Raw genomic sequence first — 24,768 nt, forward strand, 5'->3', positions numbered from 1 at the left:
CCAGCCAGTGTTCGCCTTGAAAGGAGACACCGTGTCGAGCACGTTCCCCATTTGCAATATCGAGCTGGTCACCAGTGAATTTGCCCGCCTGCGCCGCGAAAAGAAGGCCCGCCACCGCGACATCGCCGAGGAACTGGGCATAGCCGAAGGCGAGCTGATCGCTGCGCATGCGGGCCTGTCGCTGGCCGATGGCGCCTTGCTGGGCGCCGAGCGCCTGCAGGCCGACTGGCCCGCCATCATCGCCGCGCTGGAGCCGCTGGGCGAAGTCATGGCGCTGACGCGCAACGCCTCGTGCGTGCATGAAAAGACGGGCGTCTACCGAAAAGCCAGTCACAACAACCATGTGGGCCTGGTGCTCGGTGGCGACATCGACCTGCGCGTGTTTTACCGCCAGTGGGCGCATGGCTTTGCCGTTCGCGAGCTGGGCGAGCACGAGGTGCAGCGCAGCCTGCAATTTTTCGATGCGGCCGGCCACGCCGTGCACAAGATTTTCCTCAAGCCGCAAAGCGACCTGGCCGCCTACGACGCGCTGGTGACGCGCTTTGCCGATGCGGACCAGGCGGCCGGCATCGCCGTGACGGCGCCGCCGCCGGCGCCGGCGGAACTGCCCGATGCGCAGATCGACGTGGCCGGCTTTCGCGCCGCCTGGGCCGACTTGCGCGACACGCATGAATTTTTCACCGTGCTGAAAAAATATGCGGTCTCGCGCCTGCAGGGCCTGCGCCTGGCCGAAGCGCGCTTCGTGCAGCAGATCGACAAATCCTGCGTGCTCGACCTGCTCAACGATGCCGCGCTGGAAAAGGTGTCCATCATGGCCTTCGTCGGCAATGCGGGCATGATCCAGATCCATTCGGGCCCCGTGCACAAAATCGCCGTGATGGGGCCGTGGATCAATGTCCTCGACCAGCGCTTCAACCTGCATTTGCGCGAAGACCATATCGCCAGCGCCTGGGTGGTGAAAAAGCCGACCGTCGACGGCCTGGTGACGTCCGTGGAACTGTTCGATGCGAAGGGCGACACCATCGTCATGTTCTTCGGCGAACGCAAGCCGGGCGTGCATGAATTGTGCGAATGGCGCCATATCGTCGACAGGGTGGCGCGGGAGGGCGAACTATGCGCCGCATGATCGCCGCCAGCGTGGCGCGCCGCATCGCGCTGAAAAAAATGGGGGCGGGAGCATTGGCCCTGGCCGCGCCGATGCAGGTGCTGGCGGCAGTGACCGACGCGGGCAAGCCGCTGGCCAAGGCGCGGCGCATCGTCAGCGTGGGCGGCGCGCTGACGGAAATCGTCTACGCGCTCGAGGCGCAGGGCGAACTGGTGGGCGTCGATACGACGTCGCTGTATCCGGCCGTGGCGCAGCAGCTGCCGCAGGTCGGCTATGCGCGCAGCTTGTCGGCCGAAGGCGTGCTGTCGCTGGCGCCCACGCAGCTGATCGCCACCGAGGAAGCGGGGCCGCAAGCGGTGCTGCGCCAGGTGCGCGAGGCGGGCGTGCCGGTGGCGGTGCTCAGCGCGAACAACCAATTCGAAGGCTTGCTCGAACGGGTAAAACAGGTGGGCCGGATTACGGGCCGCCCCGAGCCCGCCGCGCGCCTGGCGCAAAGCCTGCAGCAGCAGTGGAGCGGCGCCCTGGCCAAGGTGCAGCAGCGCCAGCATGCGCCCGTGCGCGTGCTGTTCATCCTCGCCCATGCGCCGAACCAGGTGATGGTGGGCGGGCGCGAGACGGGCGCTGACGCCATGCTCGCGTATGCGGGCGCCGTCAACGTGATGGGCGGGCAGGGCGGATTCGCCAGCTACAAACCGCTCACGCCTGAAGCCGTGATCGCCGCGCGGCCCGACATCGTGCTCGTCACGGACCAGGGCTTGAAAGCTTCGGGCGGCGTGGACGGCATCCTGAAACTGCCAGGCCTGGCGCAGACGCCGGCCGGGCGCAAGCACCGCATCGTCTCGCAGGAAGCCATGCTGCTGCTGGGCTTTGGCCCGCGCATGCCGCAGGCGCTGGCGGAACTCGACGCCGCTTTCGCCAAAGCCATGGCCGCATGAACGTGGCCTCCCTGGTCTCCGCCGCGCCCTGGCGCTGGCCACGCTGGGGCGCCGGCGGGCTGCTCGCCGCCGCACTGGCTGGCGGCCTGCTCGTCGCCGTGCAGGCGGGCGCCGTGCCCGTGACCCTGGCCGACTGGCTGGCGCCGTTTCAAGCGGGCGACGAGGCGCTGTCCGGCGGCGCGTACGTGCTGTGGCATATCCGTTTGCCGCGCGCCCTGTTCGCCATCCTGATCGGCGCCGCGCTGGCGCTGGCCGGCGGCCTGACGCAAGGGCTGTTCCGCAATCCGCTGGCCGATCCGGGCCTGCTGGGCGTGAGCAGCGGCGCCGCCTGCGCGGGCGCGGCCACCATCGTTTTCACGGCCAGCCTGCACGTGGCGCCCGAGCTGCGCGTGTGGCTGCTGCCGGCCGCCGCGTTTGCCGGCGCCATGCTCATTTGCGTGCTGCTCGACCGGGTCGCCCGCTGGGCCACGCCCGGTTCCATCGTCGGCCTGCTGCTGACGGGCGTGGCGCTGAACGCCATCACGGTGGCCGTCATGGGCCTGTGCATCTACCTGGCCAGCGACGATCAATTGCGCACCCTGACTTTCTGGACGTTAGGCTCGCTGTCGGCCGGCAGCTGGCGCCAGGTGGCTGCCCTGCTGCTGGTGCTGGCGGGCGCGCTGTGGGCCACGCGCTTCCTGATGCGTTCCCTGAACGCGCTGGCGCTGGGCGAGGCGCAGGCGCTGCACGTGGGCGTCGACGTGGGCCGCCTGCGCACGCAGGTGATCGTGCTGGTGGCCGTGCTGACCGGGTTTGCCGTCGCCTGGTGCGGCGGCATCGGCTTCATTGGCCTGATCGCGCCGCACCTGGTGCGCACCTGGCTGGGCGCCGACCAGCGCAAGGTGCTGCCGCTGGCGATGCTGATGGGCGCCTTGCTGCTGCTGTTGGCCGACACCCTGGCGCGCACGGTCGCCATTCCCGCGGAAGTCCCCGTCGGCATTTTCACGGCCTTGCTGGGCGGGCCATTTTTCCTGATGCTGTTGCGGCGCTTCCGCCACGGCACCGCCTGAAAGGATGCGCATGATGCCTTTATTGGAACTCGCCTTCGCCACGACACAACTGGGTCAGCAGTATTTCGGCCCCTTCAATGTGCGGGTGGCACCCGGCGAGCGCGTCGCCCTCCTCGGCCCCAGCGGCGCGGGCAAGTCGACCCTGTTGAAACTGATGGCGCGTGAACTGCATCCGCAGTCGGGCCAGGTGGTCTTCGCCGGCCGGCCGCTGGCGCAGTGGCCGCTGGCGGAACTGGCGCTGCGCCGCGCCGTCCTGCCGCAAGGTTCGACCGTGGCTTTCGGCTTGCCGTGCGAACTGGTGATCGGCCTGGGGCGGGTGGCGCGCCTGGCCGACCCGCAGCTGGGACGGATCGTGCAGGACGCGGCCGCCCTGGCGCACGCCGCGCATCTGCTGGGGCGGCGCCTCGACACCCTGTCCGGCGGCGAGCAGGCCAGGGTGCAGCTGGCGCGCATCTTCGCGCAGATGTGGGATGTGCAGGATGGCTTGATACTCGTCGACGAACCGCTGGCGGCGCTCGATCCCGGCCTGCAATTCGATTTGCTCGACAGCCTGCGGCAGTTTTGCGCCGCGCGCGGCCACGCCGTCGTCGCCATCCTGCACGACATCAACCACGCCTTGCTGGGCTTCGAGCGCTTGCTGCTGGTGCGTTCGGGCCAGCTGGTGGCGGATATCGCCAGCGATGCCGGCGCCGTGCCCGCGCTGGCCGCGCTGTACGGCATCGCCCTGACGACGGCGACCAGCAGCGACGGCGACGTGTGCGTCATCCCCGCCAGAAGCGCCATACGCAGGGCCGCCTGACCGGCACATTTATTTACTCGTTCACCAGACGTCCGCCGCGCGCGGCCGCGCCATCTGGCCGCTGCCCAGCAGCCAGACCATCAGGGCATCGGCCTGTTCGCGCGTGGCCGTCACCTCCTGCACGATGCCGAACGCTTTCATGGCGCCGGCCGCCAGCGCCTGCAGACGCGCGCGCTGCTGCGCGTCCGCCTCGACCGATACGAGGCCGCGGCAAAGGGCGGCCAGCGCCACCTTGTTATGCTTGAGCCACAGGCCGCGCCGCTTGCGGTCGATGTGCGCTTCATCGCTGCGCTCCGCTTCAAACAGCAGGACGAACGGCTCGCCATGGCGCAGCAGGGCGTCCATGTCGTTTTCCCACAGCGGGGCATAGCCGTCGACGGCCGTTTCAGGGCGAAAGCGCACGATGGGAAAGTCGCTGACGTCGTGGATGGAGAAATGGGCGGGATTCGGTTTCATGGCGTGCTTCCTTGCGAGGTGGTTGAAAATGCTTGCCAGCCGCCGCCCAGCGCCTTGTAGACCTGGACCAGCGACAGCGAGGCGGTGGCGCGGCTGTCGACCAGCGCCGCTTCGTTGTTCAATAAGGTGTTTTGCACGTGCAGCACGTTGATCAAGTCCGTGCCGCCCTGGCGGTACCGCAGTTCCGCGCTGCCCAGCGCCCGCCGTCCCTGCCTGACGGCTTCATCGAGGCTGGCCTGGCGGCGGGCGTTGGCCTGGTAGCCAGAGAGCGCGTCTTCCACTTCGTGCCAGGCGGCCAGCACCGTCTGGCGGTAGGCGATGGCCGCTTCCTGCTGCTGCGCCTCGCGCAATTGCAGTTTGCCGCGCAGGCGACCGCCATCGAACAGGGGCACGCTGAAACCGGGGCCGAAGGCAAAGCGTTTGGCGTCCCAGCCGATGTCGGACAGCTGCATCGCTTGCAGGCCGATGCTGCCCGACAGCGTGATGCGCGGATAAAAATCGCCTTGCGCTACGCCGATGGCGGCCGTGGCCGCGTGCAGCTGCGCTTCGGCACGGCGGATGTCGGGACGCCGCTCGGCCAGGCCGCTCGGCACGCCCAGTTGCACCTGCATGGCCACGGCCGGAATGTCCTTGCCCGCCGCCAGTTCCGCCTGCAAGGCTTGCGGCGGCAGCGCCAGCAAGAGGGCGAGGGCGTTGCCCAGGCGCGCTTCGCGCTGCTGCAGCGGCGGCAGGCGTGCTTCGATGGCGGCCACGTGGGCCGCCGCCTCGGCTTCGTCGAGTTGCGTCGCCACGCCTTCGCGCAGGCGGATGCGGGTCAGGTCCAGGGTATGGCGGGCGATATCGAGCAGCTGTTGCGTGATGGCCAGCGTCTGCTGCGCGCCGCGCAGCTCGATGTAGTCGCGCGCCGTCTCGGCCAGCACGGCCAGCAGCACGCCGCGCTGCGTTTCCAGCGCCACGTCGACGCGCGCGTCAGCCGCTTCCACTTCACGGCGCACGCGGCCCCACAGGTCCAGCTCCCAGGCGGCGTCGAGGTTGCCTTGCCACAGGTTGTAGGCTGACTGGCCGTTGTTGCGCGACGGGTCGCTCAAACCCTGCTCGCTGTTGCGCGCGCGGCCGTAGCTGCCATTTGCGCCCAGGGACGGGCCTTGCGCGGCGCCCGCCACGCCGCGCGCGGCGCGGCTTTGTTCCAGCCGGCTGCCAGCCGCCAGCACGTCGAGGTTGGCGCCGGCGGCGCGCTGCAGCAGGGAAGACAGGGTGGCATCGCCGAAGCCGTCCCACCAGCGTTGCTCGATGGCGGCGTCCTGCTGGGCGGCGAAACGGGCATCCTGCGCCTGGCGCCATTGCTGCCCCAGCTCGTGGTGCGGAGGCTGGAAGTCGCTGCCCACGCTGGCGCAGCCGGCCAGGCCCAGGGCCGTGAAAATGATCAGTGCTTTCATCGCGCGCTCACCTGTTGCAGCAGTTGACGGCGGGGGGCCGTATCGATGCGCACTTCGGCCGACATGCCCACGCGCAGGCGGCTGCCGTCATCCTGGCCCGGATCGAGCGCGATCCTGACGGGGATGCGCTGCACCACCTTGGTGAAGTTGCCGGTGGCGTTTTCCGGTGCGATGGCGGCAAACGTCACGCCCGTGGCGGGCGCGATGCTGTGCACCGTGCCGCGCAGGAGCATGCCCGGATAGGCGTCGACGGCGATGCTGGCGCGCTGGCCCTGGCGCACGTGCGTGAGCTGGGTTTCCTGCAGGTTGGCGATGACGAAGCTGCGGTTCAGGGGCACCACGGCCATCAGGCTGGCGCCGGGCGCCACCAGGGCGCCGACGCGCACGGCGCGGCGTCCCACGATGCCGTCGATGGGGGCGCGCAGCTGCGTATGCGACAAATCAAGTTCGGCCCGCTGCAGGCTGGCGCGGGCGCGCAGCAGGGCCGCTTCGGCCGCACCTTGCTGCGCCTGTAAAATGTCCGTCTGCTTGCGGGTGGCGACGAGGGCGGCGCGGTTTTGCGCCAGGCGCGCCCGGCTCACGTCGAAGCGCGATTGCGCCTGCTGCGCGTTCTGCACGCTGCCCGCGCCCTGGCCTGCCAGGTGCGTTGAGCGGGCCAGTTCCTGTTGCGCCAGCTTGTCTTCCGCCTGGTTGGCGTCGACCAGGGTCGTGGCTTGCTCGATCACCGATTGCTGGCGCTGCAAGGTGGCGCGGGCATTGGCCAGCTGCGCTTCGGCGCCGGCGACCTCGGCGCGGGCCGAGGCGGCGCCGGCCTGGTAGTCGCGGTCGTCGATGCGCGCCAGCAGCTGACCCGCCTTGACAGTCTGGTTGTCTTCCACCAGCACTTCCCGCACGATGCCGCCCACCTTGGGGGAGAGCACGGTGTAGTCGGCGCTGACGAAGGCGTCGTCGGTGCCTTGTTCGTCGCCGCGGGCGAACAGCAGTTGCCAGGCGCAAAAGGCCAGGGCGCAGGCCAGCAGGACCAGGCCGAGAAGAAATGCGCGTGAGCGCAGTATGGTTGTTTGCATGGGGATGCTCTTTCTTGAAATAAAAGTCAGGCTGCGCGCGGCGGATAGACGCGCGTCGGCAGGATGGGAATGATCACAATCATGGCCAGCGCGATGGCCGCCACGCACAGGTACAGATCGGACGAGGTCAGGGTGACGACTTGCGCATGCATGCGCTGCGCCAGGCCCGGCACGTCCACGACGCCAGGCAGGTTGCCCAGGCGCTCGCTGAGCACCGTCGAATGAAAATGGTTGCGGCGCGTGATCAGCGCGTCGAGCACGCCGGTGGCGACGACGGCCGACATGCCCTTGATGGTGTTGAACCAGGCCGAGGCGAAGGGGCCATCCTGCGGCGCCAGGCCCGTGGTGGCCAGCAGCAGCAAGGGAATCACGGCCATCGGTTGCGCGAAGATCTGCACCGCCTGCAGCAGGTAGAAGTGCGTGCGTATCCAGTCCGGCGACATGCGCGCACCCAGCACGCAGGACAGGGCCAGCAGGGCCAGGCCGATGGCCAGCACCCAGCGGCAGTCGACGGCGCGGATATTGCACAGGGCGGCCACCAGCGGCAGGGCGACCAGCTGCGGCAGCGCCACCATCAGCATCACGGGCGCCGTTTGCAGCGGACGGTAGGCGTGCACCTGCGCCAGGTAGGACGAGGGAATCAGGATCACGGCCAGCAGCACGAACAGCACGCCGCCCAGGGTCAGCAGGGCGTGGCTGAGGTTACGCCGCGACAGCAGCTGCAGCTTGAAGAACGGCAGCGGATGCGACCACTCATTGACAAAGAACAGCACCAACAGCAATAGACCGCCACCCAGCAGCACGCAGATCAGCGGCGAGGCGAACCACGCCAGACGCTCGCCCTGCAGCAAGCCCACCACCAGCATGCTGATGGCGGGCAGACCCAGCAGCAGGCCGCGCCAGTCGAATTGACGGAAACGCTCGAGGCGCAGCGGGTCTTGCGGCAAGCCCCACGACACCATCAAGAGGGCGACGATGCTGCCCGGGATGACTTGCCAGAACGCCCATTGCCAGCCCAGGTACTCGGTCCAGAAGGCGGCCAGCGGCGTGCCCAGGCTGGGACCGAAGGTGGCGCTCAGCGCGTAGCCGCCCAGGCCATACAGCTTGATGTTCGGCGGCAGGAAGCGCAGCGCCACCGTCATCAGCATGGGCGGCAAGGCGCCGCCGGCCGCGCCCTGCACCACGCGCAGGAACATCAGCACGGACAGGTTCGGCGCGAACGGGCAAAGCACGCCGGCGGCCATGCAGACGACGATGGCGGCGGCCGTCAGGCGGCGCAGCGAGAAGGTGACGGAGCACCACGGCGCGAACGCCATGGCCGACACCGAGGCGGCCGCATACAGGGCCACGAGCCAGCTGGCGTCGTCGCGCGCGATGCCCATGGCGCCGCGGATGTCGGCCAGCGCGACCTTGGTGATGTTTTCATTCAGGCCCGATACCAGCACGGCCAGCAGCACGCCGGCCAGGCCGGTGGCCAGGCGCGGACCAAAGACGGGTGGCGCCGGCGGTGAAGGGGGAGGCGGCGCCATCGTCGGGATGGCGCCAGGAAGTAATACAGCGGACACAGGGAACTCCGTGGATGAGAATCAGTCCACGCAGTATAGGTAGCCGTTAATCTTGTGAAAATTGATAATTGATGAAGTCTCGATTGCGTCTGGCGCAATGATATTGGGTTCAGCGCCTACGCGCCCGGCGCGCTGCCGCACAGCGACTTGATCGTCGCGCGCAGCCAGCGGTGTGCGTGGTCGTGGTCGAGGCGCGGATGCCAGGCCTGGAACACGTCGACGTTGTCGACGGGAATGGGCAGCGCGAAGGTGCGCAGCTTCAATCCCAGGCGCTCGACGATGGGCAGCAGGGGCGTGGGCATCAGCGGCAGCAGCAGGCGCGAATCGGCCACGGCGAAGATGGCGGACTGAAAATTGGGCGTGATCAGCGAAACGCGGCGCATGTAGCCCCGCTCGGCCAGGGCCGTGTCGAACGGGCCGCGCGCCAGGCCGCGTCGCGACACGCTGATATGTTCGTACTCGGTGAAGCTGTCCAGGTTCATGGGGCCGTCGAAGATCGGATGGTCGCTGCGGGCGATGCCGACAAAGCCGCTGCTAAACAGCTGCTGCAGCTTGATGTCGGGCGCAAAGGCGCGTCGCGCGCTGATGTACAGGTCGATGCGGCCCGCGTGCAGGGCGTCGTTTTCCGTGGCGCCATCGCCTTCGGGCACGAAGCGCAGCACCGTGTTCGGCGCATGGCTGGCCAGCAGGTCGCGCAGCTTGCCGCCGTAGGCGCCGACGAACACGTCGTTGGCGCACAGGCTGAAGGTGCGTTCCAGGGTGCGCAGGTCGATTTCACGGCCGGACGTGAAGACGGCGTGCGCCTGCTCCACCACGCCGCGCACCTGCTCGCGCAATTCCAGCGCGCGCGGGGTGGGCGCCAGGCCGCGCCCGGAGCGCACGAAGACGGGGTCGCCGATGGCGTCGCGGATGCGCGCCAGGGTGCGGCTCATGGCCGGCGCGCTCAGATTCATGCGCCGCGCGGCGGCCACGGCGCTGCCTTCCTCGAGCAGGATGTCGAGGGCGACTAGCAGATTCAGGTCTGGGAGTTTCATGCGGCGATTATAGCCCGGGGGCCAGCGCCAGCGCTGCGCCGGCAGGACGCCGGCGCAGAGGGGATGCTATTGCGGTATTACTCGGCTGCCGGCTCGGCGCCGCAGCATTTCTTGTACTTCTTGCCGCTGCCGCAAGGGCAGTCGTCGTTGCGGCCCACTTTCGGCTCTTCGCGCTTCAGGGTTTGCACCGGTGCCTTGCGGCGCGGCACCCAGAAACGGTGGATGGCCGGCAGGTTCGCTTCCAGTTCCTGCGCCAGCTTGTGCGCCTTGACCGGGTCTTCCACCAGTTTCAGCTCTTCTTCCTTGATTTCGTCGGCGCCCAGCAGGTAGATCGGCTGCATCAGCGCGGCCACTTCGGAATCCCAGATTTCGTTCCACGAGCCTGGACGCAGTTCCATGCCGTCCCAGAAGCCCCAGCACCACGCTTCGGCGTCGATCAGGGTCTGGCCTTCGTAGTCGTGTTCGACGAACAGGGCTTCGAATTCCTTGGGTGCCACTTCAAACGTCACCAGCACTTCGTTCATGAAGCGCATGATCAGGTTGACGATGCGCTCTTCTTCCTTGCTGTTCTTGAATTTCGGCGCATCCTCGGCATCTTCGCCCCACACGCGCGGCAACCACTCGGCCGGCATGATCGGTTCCGGACCGATGGCGACGGCCGTCAGATAGCCGTGCAGCATATCCATGGTCATGGCGTCTTCGGAGCACCGGTCCGACAACAGGAATTGGTCTAATTCGTCAAATTCTTTTTCTGATAATGGCTGTTCGAGTGACATGGCTTGCTCTTTGATGAAATGTAAGGCGCCAGTATACGCCTTGCGGCGCTTCATCACCGAAGTGTTTGCACCGGCGGCCCGCGCGCGCCTTACAATGTCGCTCATGCACAATGAAAACCAGCCGCACGAGGACGACCGGCCCGTCCATCCCTTTTCCGCCCTGAGCCCCGATTGCGTGCTCGACGCCCTCGACAGCGTGGGCTTGCGCGGCGATGGCCGCCTGCTGGCGCTGAACAGCTATGAAAACCGCGTCTACCAGGTGGGCATCGAAGACAGCGCGCCCCTGGTGGCCAAGTTTTACCGCCCTGAGCGCTGGAGCGATGCAGCCATCCTGGAAGAACACGCGTTCGTGTCCGAGCTGGTCGAGCGCGAAATCCAGGTGGTGCCGGCGCTGGCGATCAACGGCAGCACCCTGCACCAGTACCAGGGCTTCCGCTTTGCCGTCTTTCCCCGCCACGGCGGCCGCGCGCCCGAGCTGGACGACCCGGCGACCCTGGAATGGATAGGGCGCTTCATTGGCCGCATCCACGCCGTCGGCGCGCTGTCCACGTACAAGGAACGCCCGGCGCTCGATCACCAGACGTTTGGCGTCGAACCGCGCGAGTTCTTGCTGGAGGGTAACTTCCTGCCGCCCGAGCTGCTGGCCGCGTATTCCAGCGTGGCGCAGCAGGCGCTCGACGGCGTCAAGCGCTGCTATGACCGCGCGGGCGACGTGGCCGTGCTGCGCACGCATGGCGATTGCCATGGCGGCAACGTGCTGTGGACGGACGCCGGCCCCCATTTCGTCGATTTCGACGACAGCCGCATGGGTCCGGCCATCCAGGACCTGTGGATGATGCTGTCGGGCGAGCGCGGCGACCAGGTGCGCCAGATGAGCGACATCCTGGCCGGCTACGAAGATTTCTGCGATTTCGACCCGCGCCAGCTGTACCTGGTCGAAGCGCTGCGCACCCTGCGCCTGATCCATTATTCGGCCTGGCTGGCGCGCCGCTGGGACGATCCCGCCTTCCCCGTCGCCTTCCCGTGGTTCAACACGCAGCGCTACTGGCAGGACCGCATCCTTGAACTCAGGGAGCAGGTGGCGCTGATGGACGAGGCGCCTTTGTGGCCCATTTGAGTTAAATAGCGAAAAGAAAGGTAAAAGCGGCTCTTCTTGCCGCGCTGATTTGTGCATGCCTGTTCGATAATGGTGGTAATAAATTCCCATAAGCAACGGAATTCACCCGAATAAGCGAGAAATCATGCAAGCACAGCAAAATCAGCGCCAGGCCGCCTCCCTCACCGTCGCGTATTCCGCCGACGACGAGTTCGACCAGGACAGCATCGTTTCGCTGCATGATTTCAAGGACCTGGAGCGCAAGGCGGAAGCGCCAGCGCCGGTTCCAGCCGCTCCTGCCACTCCTATGCCCGAGCCGCAAGCCGAGCCGGCAGCGGAAACCGATACCAAGGCGCCCGCCGCCGAACGCCAGAAAATGGAACTGAAGGCCATCCACGAGGCGATTGCCCGCGTGGAAGCGGAAGCGAAGGCCACCTGCGCCGCCGAAAGCCGGGCCCTGGCCGAGGCGCGCGTGCGCTCACTGGCCGAGGACCGCGCCGCCATCGACGCGGCCGCCGCCGCCGCCGCGCAGCAAAATGCGCAGGCAGCCGAGGAAGCGATCGCCGCCAACCGCGAACGCCTGGAAACCATGCGCGCTGCCGCGCAAGCCAGCGTGGCCCGCCTGGAAGCCGTCAAGCAGGAGACGGCCGAACTGCGCGCCCGCGTGGAGTCCGACAATGAAATCCGCCTGGCCGCGGAACAGCGCGCCCGCGCCGAGCAGGAAAGCCGCTTGCGTGCCAGCGAACAGGTGGCGGTGCAGTCGGAACTGGCAGAGCAGGCAGCCCGCGCCGCCGAGGAATTGCAGGTGCAGACGGAGCAGGCGCGCTTGCAGGCCGTCGAGCGCGTGGCCGCCGTGCACGCGGCCAAGGAGGAAATGGTGGGCATCGCCTCGGCCGACGCCCGTGTCGCCGTGCTGGCCCGCGAACGCGAGCGCCATGCGCACGGCGCGCGCCAGACGGCGCAGATGCTGGCCGAAGCGGAAAGCGAAGCGCTGGATCTGACGGTGCAGCGCGAGCGCGCCGACCAGATCGCGCTGGAATCGGCCTTCAACCGCGCCGCCGCCGAAGTGCGCGCCCTGGAAGAAGCGCGCGCGCTGGCGCACCTGGAGCAGGAACGCGAAGCCATCGCGCTGGCGCAGGCCGAATCGGAACGCCATGCGGCGCAGTCGCTGCGTTTGCGCCTGCAGACGGAAAAGGAATTGCGCGACGCGGCCATCCACCGCGAGCGCCTGGAAATGGTCGCCGTGGCCAGCGCGCAGGCGCGCCGCGATGCCGACGTGCGCATCCTGGCCGCCACCGAGGCGCGCATCGAGGTGGACCGCCAGCTGCGCGCCGTGGCCCTGGCCCGCGTGACCGCCGAACAGGATGCGGAAATCGCCGGCCACGCCAAGCTGGAAGCGGAAACGGCGGCCCTCGAAGAAACCAAGGCCCGCGAAGCGGCCGAGCAGGCTGCCGCTGCGGCAGCGGCCCGCGAACTGGAAGAGCAGCAGCGCGCCGCCAGTCTGGCGCAGGAACGCGCCGAACTGGCGCGCCAGGCGGCGGAACTGGCCGCCAGCCAGAACGACGCCGAGCAGGCCGAAGTCGATGCCGGCAAGGCGACACTGGCCGCGCAGGAGCAGGCAGCGCAGCTGGTGCAGGAAAAAGCGCGCCAGGCAGCGCAGCTGCTGCAGGCGGAGCAGGAGCGCCTGGCCGCCGAACAGGCCGCCATCGCCGCCTTGAAAGAAAAACTGGAAGCGGAAGCGCTGGCGTGCCACGCGGCGCAGGAGCGCATCGTCGCCGAAGGCGCACAAGCGGAACTGCTGCGCGGCCAGCAGGCGGCCGAACAGGCTTTGCGGGAGGCGGCGCAAAAGGAAGCCGATGCCATCCGCATTTTGATGGACCAGGCGCTGGTCGAGGGCGAAAAAAAGGCCGCTGCCGCGCAAGCCGTGCAGGCGCAGGCGCGCCTGGCCGTGGAACTGGGACAAGTGCATAGCGAGCGCGCCCGCGTGGAGGAAGACAAGGCGCAAGCTGCCGAAGCGCTGCTGGCGTCCGAGCGCGATTTCGTCGCGGCCGAACGCGAGTCGCTGGCGCTGATCGCGCAAAAACTGGTGCAGCAGCGCCAGACCAGCAGCGCCGAAGAGCGTGCCTCGCAAGCGATCGCCGGCCGCCTGGAAGCGGAAAAACAGGCGACGGCGGCAGCCGAAGCGCGCGCCGCCATGGAACAGCAAACGCTGGAAGCCGTGCGCCAGCGCGAGCAGCTGGAACTGGCGGCGCAGCAGGCCGCCAGCGAGAAACTCGACGCGCAGCAAGCCTTGCTGGCCAGCGCCCAGGCCCATGCCGCCCTGCAGCGCAAGGCGGCCGAGACGACGCGCGCGATGGCCGAGGCCAAGCAGCAGTTGCTGGAACGGGATACGGAGCGCGCGCAGCAGCAGGAGCGCGAACTGGCGGCCCTGCGCGCCAGCCTGGAGCAGCCGCAAAGCGCGTTTTCCAGTTCATTGACCGCCGCCCGCGCGAAAGCCGAACAGGTGAGCTCGGCCAGTCTGACGCGCGAAGTGATCGAGCGGCTGACGCAGCCTAACGACGCTGGCGCCGTCTGGCGTTCGCGCTGAGAGCCTGAAAACCCGATAACAGCCGGGGTCGGACCCTCAGGGTCCGACCCCAGTCCCGGGTTTGGGTTGCATCTGTTTTTCCATCAGAACTTCCGTCCTACTCCCACCAAAATGACATCCGCATCGCGGTGATAATCGGAGATGACCCGGTTCCACGCCACGTGCGTCACCCAGCGGCGGTCGACGTGGTAGCGGGCCACGGCCGACAGCAAGCCCGTCAGGCGCGTGCTGTGGCCCTGGGTGTCGCGGCCGTCCCACGCCACGTAGGGCCCGCCGCCCATGCCGAATTCCACCTTTTCATTCAGTGAGCGGATCAGCCACAGCTGGGCGGCGATACCGCGCCGGTGCGCCAGGTCGGTGTTGCCTTCGTCGAGGGCGGTGACCGTCCAGTCCAAGTATTTTCCTGCCGCGCGCCGGTATTCGAGGGCGAACGGGCGCGAGGACTCCGAGCGCAAGCTGTTGACGATGGTGTGGCCGGTCGATAAGGTCAAGGTGTCGTCGTGCGCCCAGTTCTGCAAGTGCAGCTTGGCACCCGGCACGCCGTCATAGCGGTAGCCGGCGCCGATCAGCAGGTGCGTGGTGTTGTCCTTGCCGCTGGGCCGGATGCGGTTGAGCTGCGCTTGCGCATACCAGCGGTTGTCGAACTGCCAGCGCGCCTGCAGGCTGACGATGGAGCCCCAGCCGTGGTCATTGTCGAAGTTGTGTAGGCCGTCGTCGGTCTTGGCCGTGTCGAAGAAAAAGTAGCGGCCCGCGCCGGCGCCCAGCATCAGGCCCTGCTCCACTTTTTTCGTGCGCAGCCAGACCTGGCCCGCCATGCCGTCGCGGTGATGGTCTTGCGGGTGGCCTTCATTGATGTACGACAGGCTGACGGCGCTGTAGTCGCCCACCGGCTGGATGTAGCTGATGGCTGCGACAAAGGTATGCTCGTTGGTCGAGTTCACTTTCAGGGCGCCGGCCATGCCGGAGATATCCTGTGCCTGGGCGGACGGGGCGAGCGAGGCGGCCAGCAAGGCCAGGGCGGCGGGGCATATGCGCATGGTATTTCCGATAGTGGTGATACACGCTAATGGTGGGCTGGCTGGACGTGTTGCGCTAGCGCAAGCATTGTGTGTTTTTACTACAGCAATGAACAGTTCCAGTCAGAACTAATTGCGAGTGTATAAGAAAGTGAGAATGTGTGAGGCGCGCCATGCGGCTGGAGAGCGGGGAGGGGCGCCGGCGCGAGTATGGCTGGCCGGCGCGATGCTGCTGAAGTTGCTGGACTTGCGGTGGTATTGCTGTCGGTATTACTGACTCAGGACGACTTTATCGGCAAAATATTCCGTCTCGCCGAAGCATTGCGTGGGCACGCCCTTGTGCTGGCTGTAGGTGACGAGGATGCGCTTGCCGGCGGCGGCCGACAGCTGCTTCGCCACTTCCTCGTCGCGCACGCTGAACTGGAATTTTTCCGGGATGGTGCCCGGCAGCGCCGTCAGCAGCAATTCACCCTCCCAGGTCTTGCAAATCCAGCCCCGCTTGGAAAACTTTTGCAGGTAACCCGCCCGTTCGCCTTCCGAGTACGAGAAGCTGAGGGCCATCCACGTGTAGGCCGCCAGCAGCAGGAAGCCGGCTACGAGGAAGATGGCGAAGGCGAAGGTGACTTTTTTGGTCGTAGGGGTCATGGTAGGGTTATCTAGGTAAAAAATGGGGATGCTTAAAAATGTTCAGGGCAAGGCGCATTGCCGAAGACAGTACGACTAGTACGGCAAGGCAATGCAACGCCGCCATGGACTTTTTTAAGCGTTTCCTCAGTCTTTGCGGCCGGCTTTCCAGTTGAGGCCAAAATTGTATCGCTCGTCCATGGCCTGGTGCGCCGTGATTTTACCTTGGCCGCCGAAGTATTCCACCAATTTTGTCACCTGCAGGTTGCCGCCGTGGTTTTCCAGCATGGCGATGGCGCACATGGCGTGCGGGCTGTCTGTGTCGAGGCGCACTTCCACGGTCGGCTGGCCGGGAATCTCGATCGTCACGACGCCATCCGTTGCGGCCCAGTTCGGCACGCCTTCGTAGATGAAGGCGTACACGAGCACGCGCTTGATCTGGTCGAAATGGGTGCCGTTGATGAAGATGTTTTCACCGCTGCTGACGCTGCCCGTGCGGTCGTCGCCTTCCAGGTGGATGTACGGTGGCCTGTCATACGCGCCCCAGCTGTTGCCCAGCGCCTGCACGGCGCTCTTGCTGCCATTGCTCATCTCGAACAGGCAGCCGATATCGAGGTCGATGCCGCCCGAACGGGCGGCCGGCTTGTTGAACAGCTTGCCGAGGAAGCCCGTATCCAGTTTTGAGGCGGGCGCCTGGCCTTGCGACGCGTTCTGGTTCCAGTTCAGATTGACCCGGATGCGGCCATAGCCGCCGCTGTCGCGCTTGTCGAGCGAAATCTTGTCGCCGCGCTTTTCCAGGCGAATTTTTGAGAGCGAGATTTTATTCGCCGCTGGCGGGGCCGCCGGCGCAGGCACGGGAGCCGGGGCCGGAGAGGATTGCGCCGCTTCGCTGCCGCCGAAGTGCTTCAGCAGCGCCGCCAGGCCGCCCGCGAAACCCTGGCCCACGGCGCCGAAGCGCCAGCTGCCGTCGCGGCGATACAGTTCGCCGATAATGACGGCTTTCTCATCCTGGAAGTCATTGCCCGTGAAGGCAAACGTGGCGGCCTGGCCCAGTGCCATGCTGGAGTTGCCCAGCGCGCGCATGCTGCCCTGTTCCGTCGCGGCCGTGAAGACCAGCTTGTCGATCGAGGCGGGCAGGCGGGAAAGGTCGACCTGGAAGGTGGAGCGGGGACCGTTCAGCTCCACCGTGACGGCGTTGTCCGGCGCGCTTTTCTGGTTGTAGAACACCATGTAGCGGTCGTCCGACAGCTTGCCGGCCGCATCGACGCCGAAGCAGCTGACGTCCACTTCCATCGAGCCCGAAACGATATCGAGCGTGACGGCAAACGGGCCATTCAAGCCCAGGTCAGCCAGTTTGCCTTTTTGTCCGCGTGTGAAATTGGTCATGGTCGTGCAATCCCTTCGTCGCTTGAGAGTTGAGTCAATGAGATAGTCGGCAGGTGCGCGGCGGCGTTGTCGGCCGCATGGCGGATGCCGAACAGGCGCGCCTGCTCGATGATGCGCAGGGCCCAGCTGCTGTGCGTGGCCACTTCGCACATCGATTCCTGCATGCGGAACACGGCCGGGCTGTCCGGGTCGATGATGCGCAGCGCCAGTTCGATGTCCGACTGCGCCACCTGGTAGTGGCGCTCGATCTGCGGCACCTGGTCCGGGTGGATGGCCGTCTTGGCGATCATGCCGTGCGCCATGTCCTGCGCCACTTCGGCATCGAGCCAGCTGCCCTGCGACAGGTGCTCGAAGACGGGCGCCGTCAGCTGGAAGCCGTGCGGCTTGAAGATGGTGACCAGGCGGCCGATGACCTGGCCCAGCGGCGTCTGGTAGATGGTGCCGCTGGTGGGGCGGCGCAGGCCCAGCAGGGCCAATAAATCGTTGCCGCCGATGCGCAGGGCCAGGATGCGGCGCCGCACTTCCGGCGCCGACAGGATGAGGCGGAACTGCTTCATTTCCTCGTCGTCGAACACTTCCGCCGTTTCCAGGGTCGGCATCAGCAAATGATGCGTGTGGCGCACGAGGTCGAAATACGTGGCGAAATTGTGGCGCGTAGATTTCGGCAGCACGAAGCCGCTCAATTTGTCGGCGCCCGGCATGGCCAGCACGCGCGTCAGCACCTCGAGATTGCGCACGCGCACGAAGCGCAAGGTGTCCGATTCGTCGGCCATGTTTTGCAGCGCCAGCGACAGGTTGAACAGCGCGTAACTGAGGTCGCGTTCGGCGATGGCGTCTTCGGTGCAAAGGATGACCGAGCGCAAATGGCTGAATTTGTCGCCATTGGCGATCGCCAGCAAGTCCTTGTGCGTGGTCGGCACGTACATGGAGGCGCCCAGCGCCGCTTTATGTTCGCTTTGCGGGTGTAGGGAGTTGTTATCCATCGACTGCGCTCCTGATAAGGGCGACCGCCTGGTAAGGCAGCGCCGGTTCTACTATGACGGGTATGGCTTTTTCCTGCGCCAGAAGCAGCAAATGTGCCACGTCCGGCGCATTCGTGTCGCGCACGATCAGGCGCTCGGGCACGCGGCGCAGCAGCACGCGCGTCGCTTCGCCGATGCCTGGCTTGATCAGGTTGATGTCGCTGATGCCGTATTCCTGCTGCGCTGCCGCCATGTAGGCTTGCGAGCGGGCCGCCATGGCTGGCGCATCGCTCGCTTCGGCCAGCGGGATGCCGCTGCTGGCGGCAATCGCCATGGCATCGGCCACCAGACCGTCGGCGAAAGCGCGCGACTGGTCGTGCTGCTCGAACTGCGCGTAGTACACGCAGCCGTGGAAGTCGTCCGGACCGATGGCTTCATTGAGCACGGAGCGGCTGACCAGGCCCGAAACGGTGGCGTTCAAGATGCTCGACGGGATCAAATAGTCGCTGGCCGAGGCGGCGCAGGCGGCCGTGCCGGCCAGGTCGGACAACACGAACAGGCCGCCATCGATCGCCGTGCCATTGGCCGCGTTGAAATCGTGGACCGTCTGGCGCAGCTCGCGCGAAATCACGCCCTTGCCCGTCCAGCCGTCGACGAAGACGAGGGAAGCGTCGCCATGGCCCTGAGCCAGGATGTGCTGCAGGGCGTTCGCGTCGATGCCGCGGTCGCGGATGATGGAGACGGAATAATGGCTGCACTCGCGCTGGAAGACCTGGCGCAGCAAGTGCCCGAGGATGACGCCCACGGGCGTGCCGGCGCGCGCCAGCGACACGAGCGTGATGGGGCCAGTGCGGCGCGCCGCGATCAGGGCGGCCAGGCGCAGGCAGTCGCGTGCCATCTGCAGGCGGTTGGCCGCGAACGCGTTCTGGAACAGGGCCAGGTAGGCGGGCGAGGGCAGGGACTCCGGCGACAGCATCTCGCTGTAGTGGCGCTGGCCCGACTGGATCAAGCGCTCTTTTTCGGCCAGGTCGAGGATGGGTTCGAGCGCCATCGGCGTCAACAGAAACTCCACATCTTCCTGGCGGTAGCTGCCGCTGAAATGCTGCGTGCTGTCGCTCATAGCGCCGCCACCGTGAGTGCCGCCAGCTGGGTGCCGTTGGGAATGATGGCGTAGTCGCAGGCGGCCATGAAGCGGGCGTCCGAACGGCTGTCGCCCATGCCGAAGCTGACGATGGGGCCGTGTTCGGCTTCGAGTTCCGCGCGCAGGTAAGCCACGGCGCGCGCCTTGTTCAAGGTCTTCGGCAGCACGGCCAGGTTGTTGCCGTTGCGGTGGATGAAGTAGTCCGAACCTTCGGTTGCGATCCACTGCTGCAGCACCTGCTCTTCGATGTCGGCCAGGCGCTCGCCGCGCGCTTCATGGTCCTTGACGACGATGTAGAACGGCGTGTTGTAGTCTTCGATCAGGCGCGCGCGCGAAGGCATGCCCGTCCTGGCCTGGAAATCGTCGATGATGCGCATGGCGTCCCGCAGGCCTGGCAAGGCCGTCTGCATGTCGTTCTGCATCAGGGACAGCCAGCCAGCGTCGAGCGCGCCGCCCGGCTGCAGCACGATGCCGCCGTAATCGAGCACGCTGTAGCTGGTAAACGGCAGGTCGACGCGGCGGAATGCATCGCCATTTCTCGCCGTGGCGGGGATCAATGTCATGCCGCTTTGCGCGAATTCAAAGAAGGCGCGCTGGCGCGCCGTCGTAAACGAGCAGGCGTCGCCATTTTTCAGATAGGCGGCCGCTTGCAAATCGGTCTCGCCAGGGCATTTTTTCGGGGTCTGGAACAGTGTGTCGTCCAGATCAACAAACAGGAATTTCTTCAATTTTGGTCTCTGACTGAAAGTGGAACAGCCGGCCGTTCAACTGGCCGGCGAGTTGCATGAGGGCGGGGCTGGCCGGGGTTTCATGGCAGATGAATACGTGCTGGTACTGGCCCGGCGCCACGTTGTACAGGTAATTGGCGATGCCTTCGCCGTAATTGTCGTCGCAGCGGACGATATGGCTGACGGAGCCCCACGACAAAATGGGCGAGCGCGTGGTCGACTGCACCACGACGTTCTTGCCCAGGCTTTCCAATTCGCGCGCCAGCAAAAACGACGGGTGCATGAATTCGCCCGTGCCCAGCACCAGCACGGAGTCGCCGGCGCCGATTTCCTGCGCCAGCTGCACGGCCAGGCCTTGCGGCGGCGCCAGGGCGCGTCCCACGCCGATGCGGCCAAAGGCGGGGCTGGCGCCCCGTTCTTCGTTCGCCTCGAAGCGCTGCGCGCTGGCCGCCACGGGAGCGGGCGCGGCGCCGGCCTGGAAGGCGTAGTGGCCGGAGAGCGCCGCGCCGATGGTCGTGGGCAGGCCGAAACGCTCACTCAAGCCCGCGTTGGCGGCCTGGCCCATGAAATTGGTGATCACGCCCAGGTGCAGCTTTTCCAGCTGCGGATAGCGCGCGCGGCACACTTGCACCAGGTTGGCGAAGGTGTTGCCGGTCGACGCTTCATCGTCGATCAGCACCAGGCTGCGGGCCTTGGAAAACAGGGCGCTGGCCGCGTCCGACAAATGCAAAAACTGGCGCGGCGCGTGGCTGTGCGATTCCTCGAATTCGAAGAAGGGCACCGTGCCGACGCGGTAGCGCGAGCTGTGCAAAAACAGCGCTTTTCCATTCGGGTTGGCGCGCAGCCAGGCCTCGAACACGCCCTGGCCCAGGCCGACGGCCGTTTCCGCCATGGCGATGAAGACGACGGGACCGGGCAGGCTGGGGGGAATCTGCGCGGCCAGGTCGTCGTGGATGGCTTGCATGGCGCGCGGCGTGACGGGCCAGTGCTTGCCCAGCACCTTCGAGAGGAACAAAAAGCCCCGCTTGGCGTTGGCGCGCGCGGCAAAGCCGATCAGCCAGTCCAGCGGAAAGCGCGCCTCGTCCACTTTCAGGGTCAGCTCGCCCGTGGGCATTTGCTGCTTGACGAGGTTCATGGCAGCTCCACGGCATAGGCGGCTTCACCCACGCGCATGCCATCGCGGATGGCGGGCACGGTGAGCTTGTCGAAGCCCTGGTCGAAGCCGGCCAGCGCCAGGTAGGGCAGGTTGGGGCCGGCCGCGCACGCCATGCCGATGCCGCCCGACATGCGCGGATTGATCTCCAGCAGCGCCAGGCCGTTCGCCCCTTCGCGGAACTGGATGTTGAACACGCCATTGAGCCGGTAGTCGCGCGCCAGTTTGTCGCAGGCCGCCAGCAGGTCGGCGCGCAGTTCGATCAGCTGGCCGCTGCCGCCCCCATGCAGCTTCTTGCGCGGCACGGCGCAAATGAGCGTGCCCTGGTCGGCGACGCAGTCGGCGCTGTATTCGTGGCCGTCGAGGTATTCCATCAGCAGCAGGGTTTTAAATGTACCCATCTGCGCCAGGCCGGCGCGCAGCTCCTGCGCATTGATCTGGTAGGCGGCGCCGGCCAGCAGCAGCTGGGCGCTGGTGCGTTCTTCATCGAGTATGGCAAAGCCCAGGGCATACACGGATTCGGACGGTTTGATGCACAGCTTAGGGTAGCGGGGGCGCAGTTCGGCGTAGGCGGCGTCGTATTCTTCAATGGTGGTGACGGCGCGGTAGTCGGCCGGGCGCGCCATGGGCAGGTCGAGGCCCTCGCAGAAGCGCGCCTTGTCATGCATCAGGGTCAGGGTGTCTTCGCTGGCCACGCTGAGCACGCGCGTGCCGATGGCGGCGAAGCGCGCGCTGGCGCTGCCGATCAGGCCCGCTTCCTTGCCGGGCCAGAAAATCGTGATGCCCCGGTCGCGGCAAAATTCCAGGCACCACTCGACATAGTTGTGGCCCGTCAGGCCCGACGGTTCGACCGCGTATTCGTGCGCCGACAAAAAGGCGGCCGCATGGGCGTTCGTATTGCTGCATACGATGTGATAGCGGGGCGCGCCACTGGTGGCGGCCATATCGGCTTCGCGGATCAGGCGCATCGCCGTGCCGACCGAGGAAAATGTTTTGTTGAACCAGACTCTTTGCATGTACGGGGACCGGGTGGAAATAGGAGAAGCCGCGCGCAGGTGCGCGCGCGGGCAGTGTAGCTAGAAAAACTTAACATGGCCTTAGAAAAACGCCAGCCCAAACCTGCTGCGCGTCGTGGACGCGGCCTGCGATGCTCACTGTGCCTCCGCACAGTTGCGCTTCTCGGCCACGTCCCCATCCGCTCGCGACGGTTTTGGCGGGCGTTTGGGAATCAGCCGGCCTTGCCGCTCGCTGTCCACTTGAGGAAGGCGTCGCGGTTGCGCGAGCAGATGAACACCTTGCCCGAGCCGGAAAAGCGCAGCACGATGCCTTCACCGCTGGTCACGCTGTTGACGATATTGCCGAGGAAGCCGCCGATGCCGCCGCCGCCCGAGCCGCCGCCCGTGGTCACGGAAATTTCGTATTTCAGGCTGTTGTCCCAGCACACGACGTGGGAATTGTCGATCACGACGTCCTTGCCCGGCTCGACGTCGAGCTGGAACATGGAGCCGAAGCCCGACACCACCACTTGTCCCGTGCCGGCCGTCTCCATGACGAAGAAGCCGCCCGACTGCGCGAACAGTGCGTTGCCGATGCTTTGCGTGCGCACTTTCATTTCCGTGCCCGAGGTGGCGGCAACAAAGGCGCCGTCGTTGAGCAGGTACTGGCGCGCGCCCACGTCGACCACTTCGATGGCGCCCGGCAGGGTGGGCGAGAGCAAACAGTCGCCGCTGCCGCGCACCGCTTCGATGTGCTGCTGGAAGAACGATTCGCCGTTGGCGAAGCGGCGCATGATGGCGCTGCCCAGGCCACCCGTCATCTTGCCCTTTAAATCGAGCGCCGTTTCCATCATCACCATCGCATCCGATTCGCAATAGATGGTTTCGCCCTGCTTCATGCTGACGTGCAGGAAGGGATCGACGTCGCCCGTGACACTAAATACTGGCATGATAAATCTCCAAAAAAAAGCCGCCTGATCTGTGCAGGCGGCAGTAATGATATGACAAAAGTGCAATTCACCCCGGAAAACCGTCGCGCGCACGCTCGATGCGCGGCGCAGCAGGTTTAACGAGCGTAAATTTAAGCGTTGACGCCGAACGAGCGGGCCAGAGGGCCCAGGCCGCCATTGAAGCCCTGGCCGATGGCCTTGAACTTCCATTCGCCGTTGTAGCGGTAGATTTCGCCAAAGATCATCGCCGTTTCCGTCGAGCTGTCTTCGGACAGGTCGTAGCGGGCGATTTCTTTTTCGCCTTCCGCGTTCAGGCAGCGGATGAAGGCTTTCGACACCATGCCGAAGTTCTGGCGGCGCGCGTCGGCGTCGTGAATGGTGACGGTGATGCTGATGCGGTCGATGTCGGCAGGTACGCGGGTCAGGTCGATTTCGATGCGCTCATCGTCGCCTTCGCCTTCACCGGTCGTGTTGTCGCCCGTGTGCACGACGGAACCGTCGGTCGACTTCAGGTTGTTGTAGAAGATGAAGTCAGAGTCGCCACGGACTTTACCGTCGTTTTTCAGGAGGAAAGCACTGCCGTCAAGGTCGAAGGTGGCGCCGTCCGTCGAACGAGGATCCCAGCCGAGGCCGACGATGATCTTCTTCAGGTTCGGTGCTTCCTTGCTCAGGTTGACGTTGCCGCCTTTTTGCAAACTGATTGCCATGTGGTGCTCCTTAAATAATTAAACTTGATCATGCCTTCATGGGATGAGCGCAAGGCGCTCGTGCCATCACTCTCTCAATTGGGGGCGGAACCCCCGATTTCAAGCTTGTGCCGCGTGCCGTTTGCGGTAACGCAAGGACGACCACAGCGAGACCAGGATGAAGGCCACGCCCGACAGGCCCGTGAACCACTCCGGAATATGGTACTTGACGGACGCCAGCATGATCAAGGCGAGGATGCCGATCGCATAGTGGGCGCCGTGCTCGAGGTAGACGAATTCGTCCAGGGTGCCCTTGTGCACCAGGTACACCGTCATCGAGCGCACGAACATGGCGCCGATGGCCAGGCCCAGCATGATGATGACCACGTCGTTGGTGATGGCGAACGCGCCGATCACGCCGTCAAAGCTGAACGAGGCGTCCAGCACTTCCAGGTACAGGAAGCCGCCGATGCTGCCGCGCGCCACCGTTTTTACCAGGTCGCCATTGCCGCTTTTGGCTGGCGCGGCGCTTTCTTCTGCGTCATCCTGCAAGTCCGGCTCGCCTTCTTCCAGCAAGCCGCTGATCCAGTTCACGCCGATGTAGACGGCGATGCCGACGATGCCCGAGGCGAGCACGCTGTATTTGGCTTGCGCGGGACCCATCGCCACGCAGGCGGCCACGGCGCCCATGGTGATCAGGACGGCCAGGCTTTCCGTGCCCAGCGCGTTGACTTTTTCCTCGGCCCAGCCCAGCCAGTGCAATTCCTTCTCGTCGTCGAACAGGAAGTTCAGGAACACCAGCAGCAAGAAAGCGCCGCCGAAGGCAGCCACTTGCGCATGGTTGTCCGTCAGGTGCTTGGCATACACGTCCGGCGTGGTGGTGGCCATGGTCCACACGTCGACCAGGCCCAGGCCCGTAGCGACGGAAACGATGACGAGCGGGAACAGCAGCCGCATGCCGAAAACGGCCACGAGAATACCGACCGTGAGGAACAGTTTTTGCCAGAATTCATTCCAGTGGCGCAAGACGGAGGCATTCACCACGGCATTGTCGAACGACAGCGACACTTCCATGACGCCCAGCACGCCCGTGATCCACAGCGCATTGATCAGGCCGGGCATGCCGCCATGGCTGTAACCCCACCAGCCCGACACCGCCATCAGGACAAAAGTGACTAAAAAGGAAATTCTGAAATGCCGCATGAGTACCCCGTTGCAAGTA

General features: G+C 66.0%; 23 protein-coding genes. 6 read left to right on the forward strand and 17 right to left on the reverse strand.

The features are described from left to right. Nucleotides 1-31: 31 nt before the first annotated feature. From JAB8_RS16565 to JAB8_RS16580, 4 genes are read left to right on the forward strand one after another with little or no spacing between them, the layout of a single operon-like run. A complete protein-coding gene (locus tag JAB8_RS16565) occupies nt 32-1,126 on the forward strand; it encodes a ChuX/HutX family heme-like substrate-binding protein (RefSeq protein WP_254679528.1) in 1,095 nt (364 codons plus the stop codon). After that, nucleotides 1,114-2,040: a helical backbone metal receptor gene (locus tag JAB8_RS16570; protein ID WP_070290641.1), complete on the forward strand. Its 927-nt coding sequence runs from the start codon at nt 1,114-1,116 to the stop codon at nt 2,038-2,040. The genes JAB8_RS16565 and JAB8_RS16570 overlap by 13 nt, the downstream gene beginning before the upstream one ends. After that, a complete protein-coding gene (locus JAB8_RS16575) occupies nt 2,037-3,089 on the forward strand; it encodes an iron ABC transporter permease (RefSeq protein ID WP_070290642.1) in 1,053 nt (350 codons plus the stop codon). The genes JAB8_RS16570 and JAB8_RS16575 overlap by 4 nt, the downstream gene beginning before the upstream one ends. 10 nt (nt 3,090-3,099) lie before the next feature. Next, nucleotides 3,100-3,888 carry an ATP-binding cassette domain-containing protein gene (locus JAB8_RS16580; RefSeq protein WP_083287768.1) on the forward strand — a complete coding sequence of 263 codons (789 nt, stop codon included), beginning with the start codon at nt 3,100-3,102 and terminating at the stop codon, nt 3,886-3,888. A gap of 21 nt (nt 3,889-3,909) precedes the next feature. Here JAB8_RS16580 and JAB8_RS16585 read toward each other — a convergent pair whose 3' ends face one another. From JAB8_RS16585 to JAB8_RS16610, 6 genes are all read right to left on the reverse strand, one after another. Then, complete coding sequence (locus JAB8_RS16585) at nt 3,910-4,344, reverse strand: hypothetical protein (RefSeq protein WP_070290644.1); 435 nt, start codon at nt 4,342-4,344, stop codon at nt 3,910-3,912. Continuing rightward, entirely contained in the window at nt 4,341-5,780 is a 1,440-nt protein-coding gene (locus tag JAB8_RS16590) for an efflux transporter outer membrane subunit (protein WP_070290645.1), read from the reverse strand. The genes JAB8_RS16585 and JAB8_RS16590 overlap by 4 nt, the downstream gene beginning before the upstream one ends. Beyond that, entirely contained in the window at nt 5,777-6,847 is a 1,071-nt protein-coding gene (locus JAB8_RS16595) for an HlyD family secretion protein (RefSeq protein WP_070290646.1), read from the reverse strand. The genes JAB8_RS16590 and JAB8_RS16595 overlap by 4 nt, the downstream gene beginning before the upstream one ends. A 26-nt stretch (nt 6,848-6,873) precedes the next feature. After that, nucleotides 6,874-8,412 carry an MFS transporter gene (locus JAB8_RS16600; RefSeq protein ID WP_254679529.1) on the reverse strand — a complete coding sequence of 513 codons (1,539 nt, stop codon included), beginning with the start codon at nt 8,410-8,412 and terminating at the stop codon, nt 6,874-6,876. Between the two features lie 116 nt (nt 8,413-8,528). Then, the gene (locus JAB8_RS16605; RefSeq protein ID WP_070290648.1) at nt 8,529-9,446 is read right to left on the reverse strand and encodes a LysR family transcriptional regulator; all 918 of its coding nucleotides are present in this window, start codon (nt 9,444-9,446) and stop codon (nt 8,529-8,531) included. 77 nt (nt 9,447-9,523) lie between these two features. After that, on the reverse strand, nt 9,524-10,222 hold the full coding sequence (locus JAB8_RS16610; protein ID WP_070220116.1) for a UPF0149 family protein: 699 nt from the start codon (nt 10,220-10,222) through the stop codon (nt 9,524-9,526). Nucleotides 10,223-10,325: 103 nt separating this feature from the next. Between JAB8_RS16610 and JAB8_RS16615 the strand changes: the two genes are divergently transcribed. Both JAB8_RS16615 and JAB8_RS16620 read left to right on the forward strand, forming a co-directional pair. Beyond that, nucleotides 10,326-11,339, forward strand: coding sequence for a serine/threonine protein kinase (locus JAB8_RS16615; RefSeq protein WP_139143072.1), 1,014 nt, complete (start codon nt 10,326-10,328; stop codon nt 11,337-11,339). A gap of 124 nt (nt 11,340-11,463) precedes the next feature. Further along, entirely contained in the window at nt 11,464-13,905 is a 2,442-nt protein-coding gene (locus JAB8_RS16620) for a hypothetical protein (RefSeq protein WP_070290649.1), read from the forward strand. Nucleotides 13,906-13,988: 83 nt separating this feature from the next. Here the strand turns inward: JAB8_RS16620 and JAB8_RS16625 are convergent, their stop codons facing one another. The 11 genes from JAB8_RS16625 to JAB8_RS16675 all read right to left on the reverse strand — a co-directional run bounded on the left by JAB8_RS16625 (nt 13,989) and on the right by JAB8_RS16675 (nt 24,749). Next, the gene (locus JAB8_RS16625) at nt 13,989-14,942 is read right to left on the reverse strand and encodes a hypothetical protein (protein WP_070290650.1); all 954 of its coding nucleotides are present in this window, start codon (nt 14,940-14,942) and stop codon (nt 13,989-13,991) included. A gap of 249 nt (nt 14,943-15,191) precedes the next feature. After that, nucleotides 15,192-15,566 (reverse strand): hypothetical protein, encoded by a 375-nt coding sequence (locus JAB8_RS16630; RefSeq protein ID WP_070224711.1) that lies wholly within the window; start codon nt 15,564-15,566, stop codon nt 15,192-15,194. 126 nt (nt 15,567-15,692) lie between these two features. Then, nucleotides 15,693-16,931: a TerD family protein gene (locus tag JAB8_RS16635; protein WP_070290651.1), complete on the reverse strand. Its 1,239-nt coding sequence runs from the start codon at nt 16,929-16,931 to the stop codon at nt 15,693-15,695. After that, nucleotides 16,928-17,914, reverse strand: a complete 987-nt coding sequence (locus tag JAB8_RS16640) for an HpcH/HpaI aldolase/citrate lyase family protein (protein WP_070290652.1) — start codon at nt 17,912-17,914, stop codon at nt 16,928-16,930. Before JAB8_RS16640 ends, JAB8_RS16635 begins: the two co-directional genes overlap by 4 nt. Beyond that, nucleotides 17,907-19,013, reverse strand: coding sequence for a cysteine protease StiP family protein (locus JAB8_RS16645; RefSeq protein ID WP_070290653.1), 1,107 nt, complete (start codon nt 19,011-19,013; stop codon nt 17,907-17,909). The genes JAB8_RS16640 and JAB8_RS16645 overlap by 8 nt, the downstream gene beginning before the upstream one ends. Next, nucleotides 19,010-19,762, reverse strand: a complete 753-nt coding sequence (locus tag JAB8_RS16650; protein WP_070290654.1) for an HAD family hydrolase — start codon at nt 19,760-19,762, stop codon at nt 19,010-19,012. The genes JAB8_RS16645 and JAB8_RS16650 overlap by 4 nt, the downstream gene beginning before the upstream one ends. Beyond that, entirely contained in the window at nt 19,740-20,897 is a 1,158-nt protein-coding gene (locus tag JAB8_RS16655) for a phosphoribosyltransferase domain-containing protein (protein WP_070290655.1), read from the reverse strand. The genes JAB8_RS16650 and JAB8_RS16655 overlap by 23 nt, the downstream gene beginning before the upstream one ends. Next, complete coding sequence (locus JAB8_RS16660) at nt 20,894-21,931, reverse strand: ATP-grasp domain-containing protein (protein WP_070290656.1); 1,038 nt, start codon at nt 21,929-21,931, stop codon at nt 20,894-20,896. The genes JAB8_RS16655 and JAB8_RS16660 overlap by 4 nt, the downstream gene beginning before the upstream one ends. A 212-nt stretch (nt 21,932-22,143) precedes the next feature. Then, complete coding sequence (locus JAB8_RS16665; protein ID WP_070224704.1) at nt 22,144-22,860, reverse strand: TIGR00266 family protein; 717 nt, start codon at nt 22,858-22,860, stop codon at nt 22,144-22,146. Nucleotides 22,861-22,991: 131 nt separating this feature from the next. Further along, nucleotides 22,992-23,567: a TerD family protein gene (locus tag JAB8_RS16670; RefSeq protein WP_070290657.1), complete on the reverse strand. Its 576-nt coding sequence runs from the start codon at nt 23,565-23,567 to the stop codon at nt 22,992-22,994. 99 nt (nt 23,568-23,666) lie between these two features. Further along, entirely contained in the window at nt 23,667-24,749 is a 1,083-nt protein-coding gene (locus JAB8_RS16675) for a DUF475 domain-containing protein (protein WP_070290658.1), read from the reverse strand. Nucleotides 24,750-24,768 lie beyond the last annotated feature (19 nt).

The sequence above is a fragment of the Janthinobacterium sp. HH106 genome (assembly GCF_001758725.1).
Classification (GTDB): domain Bacteria; phylum Pseudomonadota; class Gammaproteobacteria; order Burkholderiales; family Burkholderiaceae_D; genus Janthinobacterium.

Bases quoted from the DNA above. Each gene is read 5' to 3' on its own strand.
- JAB8_RS16660 (WP_070290656.1), bottom strand. From the start codon at position 21,931: ATGCAAAGAGTCTGGTTCAACAAAACATTTTCCTCGGTCGGCACGGCG.
- JAB8_RS16675 (WP_070290658.1), bottom strand. From the start codon at position 24,749: ATGCGGCATTTCAGAATTTCCTTTTTAGTCACTTTTGTCCTGATGGCG.
- JAB8_RS16575 (WP_070290642.1), top strand. From the start codon at position 2,037: ATGAACGTGGCCTCCCTGGTCTCCGCCGCGCCCTGGCGCTGGCCACGC.
- JAB8_RS16655 (WP_070290655.1), bottom strand. From the start codon at position 20,897: ATGAACCTCGTCAAGCAGCAAATGCCCACGGGCGAGCTGACCCTGAAA.
- JAB8_RS16635 (WP_070290651.1), bottom strand. From the start codon at position 16,931: ATGACCAATTTCACACGCGGACAAAAAGGCAAACTGGCTGACCTGGGC.
- JAB8_RS16595 (WP_070290646.1), bottom strand. From the start codon at position 6,847: ATGCAAACAACCATACTGCGCTCACGCGCATTTCTTCTCGGCCTGGTC.
- JAB8_RS16570 (WP_070290641.1), top strand. From the start codon at position 1,114: ATGCGCCGCATGATCGCCGCCAGCGTGGCGCGCCGCATCGCGCTGAAA.
- JAB8_RS16590 (WP_070290645.1), bottom strand. From the start codon at position 5,780: ATGAAAGCACTGATCATTTTCACGGCCCTGGGCCTGGCCGGCTGCGCC.
- JAB8_RS16670 (WP_070290657.1), bottom strand. From the start codon at position 23,567: ATGGCAATCAGTTTGCAAAAAGGCGGCAACGTCAACCTGAGCAAGGAA.
- JAB8_RS16610 (WP_070220116.1), bottom strand. From the start codon at position 10,222: ATGTCACTCGAACAGCCATTATCAGAAAAAGAATTTGACGAATTAGAC.
- JAB8_RS16630 (WP_070224711.1), bottom strand. From the start codon at position 15,566: ATGACCCCTACGACCAAAAAAGTCACCTTCGCCTTCGCCATCTTCCTC.
- JAB8_RS16580 (WP_083287768.1), top strand. From the start codon at position 3,100: ATGATGCCTTTATTGGAACTCGCCTTCGCCACGACACAACTGGGTCAG.
- JAB8_RS16645 (WP_070290653.1), bottom strand. From the start codon at position 19,013: ATGAGCGACAGCACGCAGCATTTCAGCGGCAGCTACCGCCAGGAAGAT.
- JAB8_RS16625 (WP_070290650.1), bottom strand. From the start codon at position 14,942: ATGCGCATATGCCCCGCCGCCCTGGCCTTGCTGGCCGCCTCGCTCGCC.
- JAB8_RS16665 (WP_070224704.1), bottom strand. From the start codon at position 22,860: ATGCCAGTATTTAGTGTCACGGGCGACGTCGATCCCTTCCTGCACGTC.
- JAB8_RS16605 (WP_070290648.1), bottom strand. From the start codon at position 9,446: ATGAAACTCCCAGACCTGAATCTGCTAGTCGCCCTCGACATCCTGCTC.
- JAB8_RS16615 (WP_139143072.1), top strand. From the start codon at position 10,326: ATGCACAATGAAAACCAGCCGCACGAGGACGACCGGCCCGTCCATCCC.
- JAB8_RS16640 (WP_070290652.1), bottom strand. From the start codon at position 17,914: ATGGATAACAACTCCCTACACCCGCAAAGCGAACATAAAGCGGCGCTG.
- JAB8_RS16620 (WP_070290649.1), top strand. From the start codon at position 11,464: ATGCAAGCACAGCAAAATCAGCGCCAGGCCGCCTCCCTCACCGTCGCG.
- JAB8_RS16585 (WP_070290644.1), bottom strand. From the start codon at position 4,344: ATGAAACCGAATCCCGCCCATTTCTCCATCCACGACGTCAGCGACTTT.